Annotated in this window: 16 protein-coding genes and 1 pseudogene; 8 read left to right on the plus strand and 9 right to left on the minus strand. The window is 47.7% G+C overall.

From position 1 onward, the window contains the following. The first annotated feature begins 71 nt into the window (after positions 1 to 71). The gene (locus tag B5E84_RS08120) at positions 72 to 3,419 is read left to right on the plus strand and encodes a YodL domain-containing protein (RefSeq protein ID WP_058118381.1); all 3,348 of its coding nucleotides are present in this window, start codon (positions 72 to 74) and stop codon (positions 3,417 to 3,419) included. 4 nt (positions 3,420 to 3,423) lie between these two features. After that, complete coding sequence (locus tag B5E84_RS08125) at positions 3,424 to 3,633, plus strand: transposon-transfer assisting family protein (protein ID WP_002584960.1); 210 nt, start codon at positions 3,424 to 3,426, stop codon at positions 3,631 to 3,633. Between the two features lie 201 nt (positions 3,634 to 3,834). Here B5E84_RS08125 and B5E84_RS08130 read toward each other — a convergent pair whose 3' ends face one another. The 3 genes from B5E84_RS08130 to B5E84_RS08140 all read right to left on the minus strand — a co-directional run bounded on the left by B5E84_RS08130 (position 3,835) and on the right by B5E84_RS08140 (position 6,015). Continuing rightward, positions 3,835 to 5,169, minus strand: coding sequence for a relaxase/mobilization nuclease domain-containing protein (locus B5E84_RS08130; protein WP_002584959.1), 1,335 nt, complete (start codon positions 5,167 to 5,169; stop codon positions 3,835 to 3,837). Then, positions 5,130 to 5,459, minus strand: a complete 330-nt coding sequence (locus tag B5E84_RS08135; protein WP_002584958.1) for a plasmid mobilization protein — start codon at positions 5,457 to 5,459, stop codon at positions 5,130 to 5,132. The genes B5E84_RS08130 and B5E84_RS08135 overlap by 40 nt, the downstream gene beginning before the upstream one ends. 199 nt (positions 5,460 to 5,658) lie before the next feature. Further along, positions 5,659 to 6,015, minus strand: a complete 357-nt coding sequence (locus B5E84_RS08140; protein WP_044942672.1) for a helix-turn-helix transcriptional regulator — start codon at positions 6,013 to 6,015, stop codon at positions 5,659 to 5,661. A 398-nt stretch (positions 6,016 to 6,413) separates the two neighbouring features. On the opposite strand from B5E84_RS08140, the gene B5E84_RS08145 reads away from it, so the two are divergent. The 6 genes from B5E84_RS08145 to B5E84_RS08175 all read left to right on the plus strand — a co-directional run bounded on the left by B5E84_RS08145 (position 6,414) and on the right by B5E84_RS08175 (position 11,116). Next, a complete protein-coding gene (locus tag B5E84_RS08145) occupies positions 6,414 to 6,599 on the plus strand; it encodes a cysteine-rich KTR domain-containing protein (RefSeq protein WP_003431289.1) in 186 nt (61 codons plus the stop codon). A 16-nt stretch (positions 6,600 to 6,615) separates the two neighbouring features. Beyond that, positions 6,616 to 7,599: a 23S rRNA (adenine(2503)-C(2))-methyltransferase RlmN gene (rlmN, locus tag B5E84_RS08150; RefSeq protein WP_002584956.1), complete on the plus strand. Its 984-nt coding sequence runs from the start codon at positions 6,616 to 6,618 to the stop codon at positions 7,597 to 7,599. A 473-nt stretch (positions 7,600 to 8,072) separates the two neighbouring features. Then, positions 8,073 to 8,510 (plus strand): sigma-70 family RNA polymerase sigma factor, encoded by a 438-nt coding sequence (locus B5E84_RS08155; protein WP_003502131.1) that lies wholly within the window; start codon positions 8,073 to 8,075, stop codon positions 8,508 to 8,510. Beyond that, positions 8,494 to 8,736 carry a helix-turn-helix domain-containing protein gene (locus tag B5E84_RS08160; protein ID WP_002604473.1) on the plus strand — a complete coding sequence of 81 codons (243 nt, stop codon included), beginning with the start codon at positions 8,494 to 8,496 and terminating at the stop codon, positions 8,734 to 8,736. Before B5E84_RS08155 ends, B5E84_RS08160 begins: the two co-directional genes overlap by 17 nt. 455 nt (positions 8,737 to 9,191) lie before the next feature. Continuing rightward, a complete protein-coding gene (locus B5E84_RS08170; RefSeq protein ID WP_002604472.1) occupies positions 9,192 to 9,365 on the plus strand; it encodes a transposon-encoded TnpW family protein in 174 nt (57 codons plus the stop codon). Between the two features lie 77 nt (positions 9,366 to 9,442). Beyond that, on the plus strand, positions 9,443 to 11,116 hold the full coding sequence (locus B5E84_RS08175; protein WP_058118380.1) for a recombinase family protein: 1,674 nt from the start codon (positions 9,443 to 9,445) through the stop codon (positions 11,114 to 11,116). 7 nt (positions 11,117 to 11,123) lie between these two features. Here the strand turns inward: B5E84_RS08175 and B5E84_RS08180 are convergent. From B5E84_RS08180 to B5E84_RS08205, 6 genes and pseudogenes are all read right to left on the minus strand, one after another. Next, a pseudogene (locus B5E84_RS08180) lies at positions 11,124 to 11,333 on the minus strand (recombinase family protein); the annotation flags it as partial. Positions 11,334 to 11,480: 147 nt separating this feature from the next. After that, on the minus strand, positions 11,481 to 11,642 hold the full coding sequence (locus B5E84_RS08185) for a transposon-encoded TnpW family protein (RefSeq protein WP_087221615.1): 162 nt from the start codon (positions 11,640 to 11,642) through the stop codon (positions 11,481 to 11,483). Between the two features lie 521 nt (positions 11,643 to 12,163). Next, positions 12,164 to 12,559 carry an RNA polymerase sigma factor gene (locus B5E84_RS08190; RefSeq protein ID WP_087221617.1) on the minus strand — a complete coding sequence of 132 codons (396 nt, stop codon included), beginning with the start codon at positions 12,557 to 12,559 and terminating at the stop codon, positions 12,164 to 12,166. Between the two features lie 336 nt (positions 12,560 to 12,895). Further along, a complete protein-coding gene (locus tag B5E84_RS08195; protein WP_087221619.1) occupies positions 12,896 to 13,273 on the minus strand; it encodes an RNA polymerase sigma factor in 378 nt (125 codons plus the stop codon). Between the two features lie 538 nt (positions 13,274 to 13,811). Continuing rightward, positions 13,812 to 14,555, minus strand: a complete 744-nt coding sequence (locus B5E84_RS08200) for an ABC transporter permease (protein ID WP_087221621.1) — start codon at positions 14,553 to 14,555, stop codon at positions 13,812 to 13,814. Further along, positions 14,548 to 15,276 (minus strand): ABC transporter ATP-binding protein, encoded by a 729-nt coding sequence (locus B5E84_RS08205; protein WP_087221623.1) that lies wholly within the window; start codon positions 15,274 to 15,276, stop codon positions 14,548 to 14,550. Before B5E84_RS08205 ends, B5E84_RS08200 begins: the two co-directional genes overlap by 8 nt. Positions 15,277 to 15,313 lie beyond the last annotated feature (37 nt).

Below are 15,313 nucleotides of genomic sequence, written 5' to 3' on the forward strand. Positions count from 1 at the left end.
AGCGCGGGCATTTTGCTTGTTGGGATAGTCCCAAACCCTTATATGACCGAGAAAGGACGTGATGAAAGAATATGCCGTATTCCTCATACGACCATGACAAATTGGAAACCGCCGAAACCATGCGGATAGAACGCCGGATATATTTTGAAGCAAAGGACAGGGAGATTGCCCCTTATGCTTCCTTGCCGATTGCGCAGCTACTTTCCATGCGCAGCGAAAGCGCGGCGGCAGAACAGGCGATTTTTGACGACCTTAAAGAACGCGCCGCCGCATGGGAAGAACAGGCGGGAAGAACGCTTTTGCTGGATAAAACACTTGAATATGTGAGAACGCCGCACGTCCAGCACACCGCTAACGAGTGGCAGACCACCGAGCATAACCGCCATATTCGCAGCAACCGGGTATATCAGATGAATTACTACATTTACGAGAATACCCGCTACGACAAAGAAGCGCAGAAATCTATCCCGTATTCATGGACGCTTACATGGAGCGTGCGCACCAACAGCCCAAGCAGAACCCAAGCGAAGATTGCCGGACAAGATAGAAAGGTTTTCACCGACAAGGCAGCTATGGAAAAGTATCTGAATGGGCGTATCAAAGCGTATGACCGTCTGTTTACGGAAATCTCCCCGCCTATCCCGCAGGAGTACGCCGACTATTTCAAAGTAAACGGTATGCTCATGCCGGACTACACCATAGAGGGCGAAGAACCCCCGCAGCAGCAACAGGCGGCAGCTATCCCCGAAAATACCGGGCAGGAAAAGGAGCGTGAACACATGAGCGAACAGTTTTCTATTATGATAGGCAACCGCAGCCGCTTTGACGCGGGCGACCCCGGCGGCTATTGGCTGGATATGCCCGCCACAAAGGAGCAGTTGCACGAAGCTATGCGGAACGTCGGCATTACCGCCGACAACCCGCAGGATTTTTCCATTCGCGGCTATTCCGACGACCCGGAGAAACATATTGCCTTGCCTTATGAAATGGTATGCGCCGCCGACGTGGACGAACTCAATTTTCTTGCGGCGCGGCTCGAACAGCTTGACCCCGCCGAGGTTGGCAAGCTGAACGCAGCCTTGCAGCAGAAAAACGGGCTTGCAAATATTGGACAGGTAATTGACTTCACCTACAACGTGGATTTCTACGTCCATATCCCCGAAGTACATAACTACCACGATTTGGGCGACTATTACTTAAATCAATCCGGCATGGTACAAATGCCCGAAGAATGGAAAGGCGGCATTGACCTTTCTACTTTTGGCAGGAACGCTGCCGCGCAGGAAAAAGGCGCGTTTACCGAGTACGGCTATATCGTGGAAAGCGGCGACGAGTGGGAACGGCAGTTTGAGGGGCGCGAAGTGCCGGAAGAATACCGCATTATGAGTTACCCACAGCCGGAGCGCGGCGAACAGGACAAAGCCTATATGGACGCAGCCGAAACGCAGCAAGCAGACGCACAGGCCGCAGAGCCGCAGCAGCCCCGCCCCGTCGTCCCCATTATCCTTACTTCCGAAAAGCCCGCCGAAAAGGTAAAGGAGATCACCGCGCGTTTGGAACAGGGCGTACAGGCGATTTTTGACAGCGACCGCTACAAAGAGTTTCTTACTGCCATGTCGAAGTTTCACGATTACAGCTTGAATAACACTATCCTAATTGCCATGCAGGGCGGCAATTTGGTAAAGGGCTATTCACAATGGCAGAAAGAGTTTGACCGCCATGTAAAGAAAGGCGAGAAAGGCATTAAAATCTTTGCCCCCGCGCCCTACAAGGTGAAAAAGCTGGTTGATAAAATCGACCCCGAAACGAGAAAGCCCATGCTTGACCGCGAGGGAAAAGTGGTAAAGGAAGAAAAGGAAATCACCGTCCCCGCCTTTAAGGTTATAACCGTCTTTGATATTTCGCAGACCGAGGGCAAGGAGTTTCCCGACCTTTCCGTTAAACCGCTGCTTGCCGATGTGGAGCAGTACGAGGATTTTTTCGCCGCCCTTGAAAAAGCGTCCCCCGTCCCGATTGCATTTGAGCAGATCACAAACGGCGCAAATGGGTATTTCAGTTTGACCGACAAGCGTATTGCAATCAAAGAGGGCGTGAGTGAATTACAGGCGGTAAAGACCGCCATTCACGAAATCGCCCATGCGAAGCTGCACGACGTAGACTTAAACGCCCCGCCGGAGCAGCAAAACCGCGTTGACCGCCATACCTGCGAGGTAGAAGCGGAAAGCGTCGCTTATACGGTTTGCCAGCATTTCGGCCTTGATACTTCCGATTACTCTTTCGGCTATGTGGCTGGTTGGAGCAGCGGCAAGGAAATGACCGAGTTAAAAGCGTCCCTTGAAACAATACAGACCACCGCAAAGGAACTCATTACCGAGATTGAGGGGCATTTTACCGAGTTGCAGCAGCAGCGGCAAGCCGAGCAGGAGCAGGGCGATACCTTTTCCATTTATCAGTTAAAGCGCGGGGACGAAACAAGGGACTTGCGCTTTGAGCCTTATGACCGTCTGCAAGCGGCTGGACTTACCATTGACCGGGTAAATTATGAACTCGTCTATACTGCACCGCTTACAAAGGATATGACGCTGGGCGACATTTGGGAAAGGTTTAATATCGACCACCCCGCCGATTTCAAGGGGCATAGCCTTTCCGTTTCCGACATTGTTGTGCTTCATCAGAACGACGAGGACACCGCCCACTATGTAGACAGTATCGGTTTTCAGCAAGTGCCGGAGTTTTTGCAGGAGCAGCAGACCCCCGTATTTGACAAGCTGCCGCCCGAACAGCAGCAAGCCTTGTCCGACACCGTACAAGACACTTTGCAAATGCTGGTTGACGCAGACAAGCGGATTTATGGCGACGTTACGGGCAAGACCCTTGAAGCAATCGCGGCGCAAGGATATTCCTACAAGGACGGGCAGCTTGAAAAGCAGCAGCCGGAAGCGACCCCCGACAGCCTTTTGACGGGTGAAACCGTCAGAACGCCGAGGGGCAATTTTCATATTACCGATATGAGCCGTGAACAGATCGAAGCGGCGGGATTTGGTTTTCACCATGCGTCGGAGGACGGGAAGTATCTCATTATGGGGAATGGCACACAGGCTTATGCCATAGCCGCCGAGCAGCCGCAGCGGGATAATCCCTTAAAGCACGTCGAGGACACCATAGAGCAGAACGACAACAATTTTGACGGGCTTATCAACAATACGCCGCAAACGCCCACCGTTGCAGATTTTGAGCAGCGGGCAAAGGCGGGGGAAGCGATTTCCGTTACCGACCTTGCAAAAGCGGTAAAAGCCGAGAAACGGGAACAGCCGCAGAAAAAACCGTCCATTTTGAAGAAGCTGGACGAATACAAGAAACAGGCGGCGCAGCAGCCGAAAGATAAACAGAAAGAGCATAAAAAGGATTTGGAGGTTTGATAGCATGAATACCCGCTTTACCATTGAGGAAGAAAACATTGTTGCGATCTACGCCGAGGACAGCCGGGAAACAACGCTTGAAAATATCCTTGCCGCCATGCCCTACATGGACGAGGATATGCGCCAGCTTGCCGCCGCAGCGGTGAACAAGCTGCAAGCCATGACGGACAGCGAGTTTTCCGAAAGGGAGTTTATCTTGACCGACGAGGAATAGCCCATAGAGAACAGGGGCGCGGTTGCCGATTTCCGGCACCGCGCCCCTGTTCTTTTTTTGTCCTTGCGTGGACAATTAGAAAGCCGTTTTTGCGGGTTTGAATATACTTTATCGTCTATGTCGTTTTCATGCGCTGGAAGCCGCAGAAACACAGGCGTTTTCAGCCCTTAACATTCCACTTGCCACCCCATGTTTTGCGCCTTATCGCTCCTGCTCCCGCGCCCTGCTTTGGGACGGGTAAAGAATACTATCGACGTTCTTTTTGACAACGCCGTATTCCTGCATTTGCTTCTTGGCTTGCCGATAATCTTCATACAATTTGGTTTTCCTGTCGTTTAAGCTTCTATACTCCTTGCGCAGCGCGGCGAGATCGGGCAGCTTCTTTATCTGCATTTCCTTTAATGCCCTTGCCGCAGCTTCAAACAGGATAATTTCGCTTTCATGCCCCCGCAGATACTTTTCCTTGTCCGGCGATTTTCGGTATTCATCGTAAATCGGTTTTAACTGTCGGTATGTGGTGGTGTGCTTGATAAGCAGCGACAAATCAGACATACGCTGTTCCACTTCCTTAACCGCCTTTGCCGCCGCGTCATGAGCGGTCATAATATCGGCTATCTTGCTTTCAAGTTCGCTATAATACTCAATCTTGTTTTCGGTTAGGAAGTTCATGCTTTTAGCAGCCTGTTTCAGATTATGGATTTTTGCCCACCGTTCATAGCCCGCCGACTGTTGGGCTTTGATACTGTTTTCAAGATCGACGACAAGCCGGATTTTCTTATCTTCCCGCAGCGTTTTTGTTTTGGCAACATACACGCCCTTGATACGCTCCTTTATCGCTTCTTCCGTATAGGCCGCGCCGAGCGTCTTTGTGCGGGTAAACCGTTCCTGTCCGGCAGCGCGAAAGGAAATGTATTTGCCCTGTTTGATTTCATACCCCATTTCCTGCAAGCGGCGCAGCAGTTCGTCAAAATCTTTCACTTGGGGAATGAGAGTATCTATCGCCGTTTTCAGCTTTGCTTTGTAGCTTGTCCCTTGCTTTTCGGCGGTGTATTCTGCATAGCTTTTTCCCTTGTCCTGTCCCGGTACGACGACGGATAGCCCATGCTCTTTACATATCCTGTCGCTGGTGCGCCGGATAAAGTGATAGCTTTGCTTGTTGGAATGGTACTTTTTGTAGTCAACGAAGCTAACCGCGTTGAAAATCAAGTGATTATGCAGATGGTCTTTATCGACGTGAGTTGTCAAAACAAACTCATACTTGCCGCCTAATACCGCCCCGGCAAGTTCCATGCCGATTTTGTGCGCTTCTTCCGGTGTGGTTTCTCCCACCGCAAAGGATTGTATCAAGTGCCGCCCTAAATGTGTGCCGCGATCTCCGGCAGCTTCCCGCGTCCATGCAAACTCAATATCGGCGGTTTCCAGCCCGCAGCCGAAAGAGGACGCAAGCAGCTTCCCGTCTGTCTTTTCGGGATTTAAGATATAGTCTATCGCAGCCTTTAAGGTTGATTTAATAGGGTGCGTCTTTGTAACCGCCATATCTCGTCCACCGCCTTTTTAATGTCCTCTATATCCTGCCTGTAAACCGTCCCCGTCGCATTGGCGCGTTTTGCAATCTGGTTGATGTTCCGGCTCACCGCTTGCAGTTCCCGGATATATGCTTTTGTGTCGCTTCGGTCAACGACAAGAATATACCCGTCTATCGCCATTTTACGGAAGTATGCCCCATACTGCTTTATGGGAAGCTGCTTCATCTTCTCGTCGATCAGCCGCTTTTCTTCTTCCGTAACGTAAAACTTCATCTGTATATTTCTCTTTCGGTTTTCCATTTCCGCACCGCCTTTCGGTATAAGGGTTTGGGATTATCCCAACAAGCACTTTTCGCAAACGGGTACTCGTTTGCTGTGCTTGCTATCTACTCCTTATCCCGTTTCAAAGGCAGCGTTTGTTGCACTCTCTTTCTAATTTGGCGCAAAAAAAGATTGCAGCCCCTATGCGCTGCAATCTCCTGCTTCCCATATTGTGAGGTTAGTCCTCTGCTTGTTCGACTTCTGTTATCTCCCTTGCCGTTGCGGTTACAATCCGTATGCCTTTATCGCTCATACCGTCCAGCAGCGCGTCAAGCTGCCGCCGCCCGGTGGATTTCTCCGCATTGCTGTTCGGGAAGAAAAATTGATCTACCGAAATATGATACCGGGTTACAAGGTCATAGAATACCTGTAAACTCGGCTGTTGTCCCTTGTTCTCGATATTCGCAAGGTAGCGCGGGGAAATATATAACTCGTCGCTTACCTTTTTGCGGCTCTCGCCGTATTCATTTCTCGCGGCTTTTATAGCTGCCCCGAAAGCCTTAAAGTCGTACAATGGTACGGGTCTTTTTGCCATTTTCATTCACCCTGTTACATTTTACAGTTCACCTTTCTTTTTGGATATGTCCACACAATTCATATCATTAGGTTAAATACTTCCTGTTGTGTATTGACAGTAGACTGATTTTCTGATAAAATAAAATTTATGTAAAAGGAGGCGGCGTTTATGTTGCATAGCATGCGTATTAGATAAGCATTGAAAAAAAGGATTTTCCCATTTTCAACATGGGCTTTTTTGTCATGCTTATTTTGCGGATGCTATACAAAAAACTAACGACGTATAGATATAGTATAGACATAGTGCAAGCTATGCCTTAGTTTTGTTGTACTGCTCTGTGCATTATAAATGCAGGTCAATGCTCATGTTGAGGATTGACCTGCATTTTTTTGTGTAAAAAGGACGAGTGAAATATAATGCTTAAAAAATATTGGATAAAATGTCCGATTTGTAACGGAAAGACGAGAGTTCAAGTATTTCATAATACTGTATTAAAAGATTTTCCTCTTTTCTGCCCTAAATGCAAATTGACGCATATCATTGATGTAGAAAAATTAGAGATTGTAATCAAAAATACAGAAAAACAAACTTTTATTATTTAGAAGAAAGGATATAAAAATGAAACGTTTACCTAAATATACGCCTGCGGAAGTACGGAATGATCCATACGGATTTACTTACAAAGAAATGTCGGAAGTTATTGGCGAGAATGAAGCAAAAGCCTTATATGAAGAATTATATAAGCAATTACCACGCAAAAAAAATCTATCAATGTTGGTAAAAAATATTTGCAAAAGCAGTGATACTGAAAAGTATGTTTACGAACTGAAAGACAACAAATACATTGAAACGGTTTTTATCAAGCGGCGAGATGGTGGAACTGTTTGCGTGAGCACACAAGTCGGTTGTCCTGTTGGTTGTATTTTTTGTGAGTCCGGGCGAAATGGCTTTGTTCGTAATCTAACATCGTCAGAAATCGTACAACAGATTATATTGTTGCGTCGAAAAGTAAACCGTATCGTTTTTATGGGTATGGGAGAGCCTTTATTCAATTATGACAACTTGATAAAAGCAATCCATATTCTCCGAGATAGATATGGGCTCAACTTTCCAACTGACGGCATTACCATATCAACAGTTGGTCCGGTCGATCAATTAAAAAAATTGCGCGAGGAACATCTTAAAATTCAGTTGACAATATCTTTACACGCAGCAACACAATCTGCAAGAAATCGTATTATTCCTCACATGCGCATATATGCTATTGAAGATGTTGTTAAGCAAGCCTTATCCTATTCTGAAAGGCATAATCGCAAAATTGTCTTTGCGTATTTGCTTTTACCGGGTATAAATGACCGGCCCTCAGATGTAAGACAACTTGCAAAATGGTTTCGGGGCAAAAAAGTTATGATTAACGTGTTACAATACAACCCAACAAGCAATTCAAGAATTAAAGCACCACAGAAACGGGAAATAGTTGCATTCAAACATCAATTAGAGCAAGCAGGACTTGAAGTTACTATGAGAGTTTCTCATGGCAGAGAGATTAACGCGGCTTGTGGACAGTTAGCTAACACATATAATAAATTCAAAAAAAAATGATTAAAAGTGCCAGACGCATAGACGCAGAGCCGATAACGCATTAGGTCAAAAAACCTATGTGTTATCGGCTTTTTTATTTAATATTGCGCAAAAGCCGCTGTTCCCTATTATAGAATGGATTGCGGGTAGTGTATTAAAGTCGCCCTTTTTTAAGGATACGGCGGTATCGGGGAGGTATCGCCGTGTCCATTTTTATTTACTGTAACCCGCCTAATGCTTTGCGGTCAAAAAAAGCTATGCTCCGCAAGCGGGATATTCCGGCTATGATTATGAACTGTCAATACATCTAAATACTTCTTACATTTCCTTTGCGCTCGTCCGCGTCTTGCGGACGGGCGCATTTTGCTTTTTTCAACTTTTTTCTGAAAAACGCACTCAAGAGCCATCTCCCGAACGGGTACGGAGCGAAAGGGGCAGAGAGGACAAGCCCTTAACTCCCGTCCTCTACTCCACGCGGGAAGGAGGTGAACTCTATGGAGCTATCTTCTTCCGACAAGGAAAGAATACAACATCAGTACGACGCATTAGCAAAGAAAACTTTGGTTGGCGAAGCGAAAAGCCACCGCCGCACTCTTGCGAAACGCGCAGCACGCGAAGTACCTTTTTCGGATTTGAGCGAAAGCGAACTCGCGCAGCTTTTCACAACGGACGAATACAAAAGCGATTATTTCCGTTTTCAAGTGTCCGGCTTTGATGTACTCGTCAAAAATGAACTGCTTGCCGAAGCCCTTAACGCTTTGCCCGAAAGGAAACGCGACATTATCCTTTTGTCCTACTTCTTGGACATGAGCGACGCGGAAATTGCTGAACTGCTGAATGTTGTACGCACGACGGTTTTCCGGCACAGGAAATCCGCGCTTGCGAAAATCAAACAGTATTTGGAGGGAAAAGCAGATGATGAATACCGTTAGGAAATCTGAAAATCTGTTGCCGTTCCCTGTCATTTCCGCAGCGGCAAACGGCGACACAACCGCCATGTGCGCGATCTTGAAGCATTACGAGGGTTACATAGCGAAACTTTGTACCCGCACGCTGAAAGACGACGCGGGCAATACCTATTCCTATGTGGACGAGGAAATGCGTAACAGGCTGCAAGTGCGCCTTATTACCCGCACCCTTGCTTTTCATGTAGGATAATCTTTTAGCCCATGCGGGGAGCGTGTCCCCTTTCCACGCTTCCCGTTATGGGCTATTTGTCGTTCCGTAACAGCACATCGGAAACGGTGTACTGTTACAGGCCGACAAAGCCTATTGTTCCTTGACAAAGAAAGCGGCCTTTGGTGCGCAGCATAACAGGCAACGGGTACATTCCGTCTGTACCGAGCCGGGCGGCGGGTACGCCATGACCGCTTTTCCCCGTTGGGGAAAAGTCGAGCGAGAACTACCGCGCCGTAAAACAAGTTTAGCAGCTTGTGGGCGACGACATACAAGGCGGCACAATGATACTCCCGCGTTGAACACCCTCAAAGTATTGCGCGGCGCACCCATAAGCATGGGCCGGGGTGAAACTCCCGTGAGGTTGCAGCTAACAACCGCCCGTTTTGCCTTTTGACGAATATAGTTTATCCATACAGGAAAAGGAGGTTTTTCTAATGGATAAAAAACAGACAATTACAACCGAACGCAAAATAGGGAAAATCACCTATCTTGTTCAAGCGTTGCCGAGTGAAAAGGCAACCGATACAATCCATAAAAAGATTGAAAAACTCATTGTAAAGGATTTGCAGAAAAAGCCCGGAAATCCGGGCTTTTTAGCGTCCGAGTAGTGCATTAGGCGGCGGGATATGGTATAATGATAGCAACACATTATACCTGTTTATTCGGCTGTCGGAAAGGAGGACTAATGTTACAGTCGAATAAAATCACCGCCCTTTACTGCCGTTTAAGTCAAGAGGATATGCAGGCCGGAGAAAGCGGAAGCATACAGCACCAAAAAATGATACTTCAACGCTATGCGGACGAACACCATTTTTTGAACACAAAGTTTTTTGTGGACGACGGATTTTCCGGCGTGAGTTTTGAGCGCGAGGGGCTGCAAGCGATGTTGCAGGAAGTGGAAGCCGGACGAGTGGCGACGGTTATTACCAAAGACCTCTCCCGTCTTGGCAGAAACTATCTGAAAACGGGCGAACTCATAGAGATTGTATTTCCCGAAAACGGAGTGCGCTATATCGCGATTAACGACGGAGTTGACACAGCGCGGGAGGATAACGAGTTTACCCCCTTGCGGAACTGGTTTAACGAGTTTTACGCCCGCGATACAAGCAAGAAAATCCGTGCAGTTAAACAGGCACAGGCGCAAAAAGGCGAGCGTGTCAACGGGGAATATCCATACGGCTATATCCCAGACCCGAACAACCGCCACCACCTTATACCCGACCCGGAAACCGCGCCGATTGTCAAACAGGTTTTCGCTATGTTTGTTAGCGGCGTGCGTATGTGCGAAATCCAAAAATGGCTTGCGGAAAACAAAGTCTTGACGATTGGAGCGTTGCGCTATCAGCGCACAGGACAGGCGCGGTATCAGCGGGCAATGATCGCCCCCTATACTTGGCCGGACAAAACGCTCTATGACATATTAGCAAGGCAGGAATATTTAGGGCATACCATAACCGCGAAAACTCACAAGGTATCCTACAAGTCGAAAAAGACCCGGAAGAACGAAGAAGAACAACGCTATTTCTTCCCAAACACCCATGAGCCGCTTGTTGACGAGGAAACCTTTGAACTTGCGCAAAAGCGGATTGCTACCCGCCACCGCCCGACAAAAGCAGCGGAGATTGATATTTTTTCCGGCTTGCTGTTTTGCGCTGGTTGCGGACATAAGATGTATTACCAACAGGGCGTAAATATCGAGCCGCGCAAGTTTTCCTATTCTTGCGGCGCATGGCGCAACAGGGCAAGGACAGGCAGCGAGTGTACCTCTCATTATATCCGCAAAAACGTACTTCTTGATTTAGTGCTGGAAGATATGCGGCGGATTTTGCGGTATGTTAAGGAACACGAACAGGACTTTATCTGTAAAGCTACCGAGTACGGCGACATGGAAGCGAGAAAGGCATTAGCGCAGCAGCAAAAGGAACTTTCCAAAGCACAGGCGCGTATGACCGAACTTGACACGCTTTTCCGCAAGCTGTATGAGGACAACGCATTAGGCAGACTGACAGATGAACGGTTTGTGTTTCTAACTTCCGGCTATGAGGACGAAAAGAAATCCCTTGCCGCAAGGATAGACGAGTTACAACAGCAGATCGCAACCGTTACCGAGCGAAAAAGGGATATATCAAGGTTTATTCAGATTGTCGGGAAATACAGCGACATACAGGAATTGACCTATGAAAACGTCCATGAGTTTATCGACCGTATCTTGATACACGAATTGGATCGGGAAACCAACACCCGGAAAATCGAAATCCATTACAGCTTTGTCGGACAGGTTGATACCGAGCAGGAGCCGACGCAAGTTGTCAACCATGACCGCCGTAACATGGTTGATGTAAAAAGTATCGCTATCTAACCTCAGCAAAAGTCGTACCGCTGATTCCGTCGTCTACATAAAATTTATACCTGGTAATGCCGTGTTCTTTTGCGTACCGCTCTAAGATTTGCTTTTGATGTTGGATACTGTTTGATTCACCATCCAGACCATCGTCCTGACTTAACCGGCAGTAGAAGGCCGCCCAGGGTTCCGTATCGAATGAACGGCGAGGAGAGATATTCAGTACGTTAAGCATACCCGGCATTTGAAATTGCGTGGCTGTCTGTTTCATAAAAGCCTCCATTCCGACAGCCCCGCAAAATTGTGTGGGTTTTGCGAGTCCTATTATACACCAGACAGGCCGCCGCGAAAAGTAGTTTAACACATTAAAGTGATAAATTTTTTATGAACGCTTTTTATCGCCACGCAATTCGTTTTTTAATACCTTTGCCATCTTTGACACCGCTGTTTCGGTGCAGCCTTCTTTAAAGCTGGAACGGACAGTATAGGTCACGCCATTGATTTTCGTTTCTGTAATCATGGCGGGGTTACTCTGTTCCGCCATAGTTGCATCACACCTTTCTATAATCAAAGAAGTGCTGCGCCAGTTAGTTCGACGCAGCACCGCTTTTCTTTTATTTTTTGTATCGTATTATCTGGACAGCAGGACTGTCCATCGGCACACCCCCGATACAGGGAATATTCAAGCCGGTTCAGGGTTGGTCAGCCGGATGGCTGCTGAAGCCGCCGCATACCGCCGATAGGTGGTTGGCACCATATTCGCAGTAAGTTTCGGTGAGTGGCACGGTTCCTTGCGCTGCGCGTCCTGGCACTTTCCAGCCCACCATAGGCTAGTCATCAGCCACCAAATTACCGCTCGGCCCCTTTGATGTTATCGTATTGACGGACGCTCTGACCATCCGCAGGGGGTTATGGCGTTTGTGCTATGCGATGCTCGACGCAGCACTCAAAAACTTGAATACTGAATATGAGCGGATTGCCCGCTGTTTTTCAAGGTACATAGTCAAAGGGGTTCTTTAAAATCCCTTTCACTATATAGGAGGGAAAATGGGCAATCGTTGATAGTTACGCGGCAATATTTTTCCGGACTTTTTTCAAGGCCGACTGCACGGAACGCATGACCGCTGATTTATTGCAATCTTGCATTTTCGCTATCTCCGAATAAGAATAGCCGTAGAAAAAATGGAGAATGAAACGCCACCGCTGCAACGGAGGAAGTTTCTCCAGCACCTGGCCGATTTCCAGCAAAGTTTCCAGACGCTCCGCAGTTTCTTCCAATGGCTCCGTAGCCAAATCGAACATCAGGCAGTCATCAAAAGACTTTCCTTCGATATGTTTCCGGCGCTCATACCGCTGCCGTTCTTCCTGCTTTCGGCTTTCCTCATAAACGCGGTAGATTTCAAGGGATACTTCCACATCGACGGGACGGTGATCAGCATTCAGGATTTTGACAAGATACATAGTGTGCCCTCCCTTATGCAACACGAAACAGAGCGACGATTTTATTATCGTCGTGGGGGTCAACAAGAAGCGGGCATGGCTGGGCGGCCGCGGCGTCAGGCGGCGACACAGGGTTCGGCCCGTTATCGGTCAGGATAAGAAGTGACTCACCAGGGGCCAGACGAACTACTTTGACGGTTTTCAGCATATTAAAACACCTCCGATTTTTTTCTGAGGGCTTGTCCCTCTATCCATCGGAGATCCCAGAGCCTTGTAATTAAGGGGTACTGCCAATTTTATTGAACTGAATAGGCAAAGGCAAGGACAGCATCATGAGAATGCTGCCCTTGCTTTCACTTATTCAGCTAAGAAGCTGCGAAGCCGGTGAAAGGCCCTTTGAAGCAGAAGCGTGACCGCTGCCGGTGAGCAGTCAAGGATAACTGCAATTTCCTTGTACTGATACCCTTCCCAAAAGGCCAGCTCGATGGCGTACCGCTGCCGGTCTGTCAGGCGGCGTAAGCCGTATGCCAGCTTTTCGTTCCGGACAGTATCAATGAAGTTTTCTACCATCAGTTGTTCGGTGAAATCATCCTGGATATAGATAGACCGCTCCTTGTATGTAAGTTCCTCGCTCATACTCTCCAGAGAGTAGCAGTGATACCGGAACCGGCGGTCAGAGTTTGCAATGATACGATCCTCGCCTTTGAGGATCGCAGCCCAATTTTTTTCGGCCATAAGCCTGTTCTCCTTTCTGATGTTTGTCTGCATGGGCGGGCAGACAAACGGAGGAGAACGGCACCCGACAGAAACACATAGTAGGCAATAAAAAGCGTCTGGCTGTTCGTCAATCAGCCAGACGCCATCTAATGTATTTTGGTGTTTTCTTTCAAATAGGGTTTTGTACTTGTTCCCCTGTTTAGGGGATAGGCTTTTTTTGACGGTGCATACTCCGTCATATTTTGTCGAAACACTGTTTGCTTCATGGCGGCTCCCTCCTCAAGCCGCCGTGATCTTTAGCGTGTGGTCGTCATCCCTTCGAGGGTATAAAAGAGCGGCGGCCTTGATTTGTTCAAAGCCGCCGCGAAATGTAATGATGGCACGGTGATTGTCTGCTGAACGGCGGCTTTTTTTCTTTTGCCGTCGCTCGGCAGATGAAACTAGTTATTTCACTTTTTAGATGAATTGGGTCGATCCGTACAAGGCAGACTGGCCCATTTTGGTAGGTAGTTGGCTCGCCTTGCTGTAAATGAAAGTCCTTTGGATTTTTACTACCTTATTCCCACTTGAAGAATCTCACTGCAATTCCTCCGCAAATAATAATCAGAGCCACCATGACAACCAGAGGGAGCCAAGCAACTTCTATCGGTAAGCCCAGCGAAGTTGCTTTCAGCAATTTGATCCCCTGCGTCAGCGGAAGAATATCTGCAATTCTCTGTAATGCTGTCGGCATTACCTCGTATGGGAGAGTAGCCCCGGAGAAGATCAACATAGGAAAATACAAAATACTGGCAACAATACTGGCGACCTTCATGTTCGGAGCGACTCCGCCGACCATCATTCCAATGCTGAATGTGGAAAGCATCACCAGAAGATAAGAAGCCAGAAAGATTCCCACAGAACCGGGCAACCGCACGCAGAAGAACAGACTTCCTACCAGATAGACCAGTATCAAAGAAAGCAGCGAGTAAATGGCGTAAATAGAAACCTGTACTGTCAAAAGCAAAATGGGGCTGGTTGGCGTTACCTTATAACGTTTCAGTATTTTCTTCTGCCGATAGTCAGAAATCACCAATGGGAGCCCCATAACGCCACCCGCACAGATCGAAATCGTGGAAATTGCTCCAAAGGACTGCTCCAAAAAGGAATAGCTTGCTCCCTCGAAAGCGGGCTGATTTCCATAAATGATGCCGAGCAGTACCACTACCACAACCGGCAGGCAAAGTGCGAAGATCACCATGTCCATACCTCGAAAAGACAGCTTGATTTCTGTTTTCAGCATTGTAACATATTTATTCATCGTCCGTTTCCTCCTCTCCGGTAAACCACAAATAGGCTTCTTCCAAATTATTATATGGGCTTTGGTGAATTGCCTCTTGAACGGTTCCTGTGAAAATGAAATTTCCGTCCTTCAAAATGGCGATTGTATCGCACAGGACTTCCACCTCGTCCATAAAATGTGAGGAAAGAAAGATGGTCAGCCCCTTTTGTTTCAATGTGTTCAGACTTTTCCAAACACTCCTGCGCGCTTTTGTATCAAGACCCGTTGTAAGCTCATCCAGAAAGACGACCTTCGGATCAGGCAAGAGCGCTAAAACAATAAATAGCCGCTGTTTTTGTCCACCCGATAGCTCATTTACGAAAGCGCCTCGTTTCTCCCACAGGTCAAACTGCCTCAAAAGATCCTCGTAATTTGCAGCTTTCCGGTAAAGGCAGGCGGTTTCTTCGCACAGCTCCCAAACCTTAATTTTGTCCGAGTAGCCGGTTTCCTGAAATTGTACGCCAACCTGTTCAAAGAGCTGTTTTCGGTCTTTTCGAGAGTCTAATCCTAAAATAGAAACAGATCCCGCGTCTGCCTTCCGAGTGCCTAAGATACACTCTATCGTGGTAGTTTTGCCCGCGCCATTCGCTCCGAGCAGGCCGAACACCTGACCTGTTCCAATCGAAAGCTCAATGTTACTGATTACTTTGTTTCCGGCGTAAGATTTACTCAAACCGGTTACTTTGATGGTTTCATCCATGCCTTTATACCTCCTATCTTGATGTATAAAGGTTAGC

Origin of the sequence: Lachnoclostridium sp. An14 (assembly GCF_002160755.1) — a bacterium.
Lineage (GTDB): Bacteria > Bacillota > Clostridia > Lachnospirales > Lachnospiraceae > Lachnoclostridium_A.

Excerpts from the sequence above, each read along its gene's own strand:
- B5E84_RS08195 (WP_087221619.1), bottom strand. The coding sequence starts at position 13,273 with ATGGCCGAAAAAAATTGGGCTGCGATCCTCAAAGGCGAGGATCGTATC.
- B5E84_RS08170 (WP_002604472.1), top strand. The coding sequence starts at position 9,192 with ATGGATAAAAAACAGACAATTACAACCGAACGCAAAATAGGGAAAATC.
- B5E84_RS08130 (WP_002584959.1), bottom strand. The coding sequence starts at position 5,169 with ATGGCGGTTACAAAGACGCACCCTATTAAATCAACCTTAAAGGCTGCG.
- B5E84_RS08140 (WP_044942672.1), bottom strand. The coding sequence starts at position 6,015 with ATGGCAAAAAGACCCGTACCATTGTACGACTTTAAGGCTTTCGGGGCA.
- B5E84_RS08190 (WP_087221617.1), bottom strand. The coding sequence starts at position 12,559 with ATGTATCTTGTCAAAATCCTGAATGCTGATCACCGTCCCGTCGATGTG.
- B5E84_RS08120 (WP_058118381.1), top strand. The coding sequence starts at position 72 with ATGCCGTATTCCTCATACGACCATGACAAATTGGAAACCGCCGAAACC.
- B5E84_RS08175 (WP_058118380.1), top strand. The coding sequence starts at position 9,443 with ATGTTACAGTCGAATAAAATCACCGCCCTTTACTGCCGTTTAAGTCAA.
- B5E84_RS08155 (WP_003502131.1), top strand. The coding sequence starts at position 8,073 with ATGGAGCTATCTTCTTCCGACAAGGAAAGAATACAACATCAGTACGAC.
- B5E84_RS08125 (WP_002584960.1), top strand. The coding sequence starts at position 3,424 with ATGAATACCCGCTTTACCATTGAGGAAGAAAACATTGTTGCGATCTAC.
- B5E84_RS08200 (WP_087221621.1), bottom strand. The coding sequence starts at position 14,555 with ATGAATAAATATGTTACAATGCTGAAAACAGAAATCAAGCTGTCTTTT.
- B5E84_RS08205 (WP_087221623.1), bottom strand. The coding sequence starts at position 15,276 with ATGGATGAAACCATCAAAGTAACCGGTTTGAGTAAATCTTACGCCGGA.
- rlmN (WP_002584956.1), top strand. The coding sequence starts at position 6,616 with ATGAAACGTTTACCTAAATATACGCCTGCGGAAGTACGGAATGATCCA.
- B5E84_RS08135 (WP_002584958.1), bottom strand. The coding sequence starts at position 5,459 with ATGGAAAACCGAAAGAGAAATATACAGATGAAGTTTTACGTTACGGAA.
- B5E84_RS08185 (WP_087221615.1), bottom strand. The coding sequence starts at position 11,642 with ATGGCGGAACAGAGTAACCCCGCCATGATTACAGAAACGAAAATCAAT.
- B5E84_RS08145 (WP_003431289.1), top strand. The coding sequence starts at position 6,414 with ATGCTTAAAAAATATTGGATAAAATGTCCGATTTGTAACGGAAAGACG.
- B5E84_RS08160 (WP_002604473.1), top strand. The coding sequence starts at position 8,494 with ATGATGAATACCGTTAGGAAATCTGAAAATCTGTTGCCGTTCCCTGTC.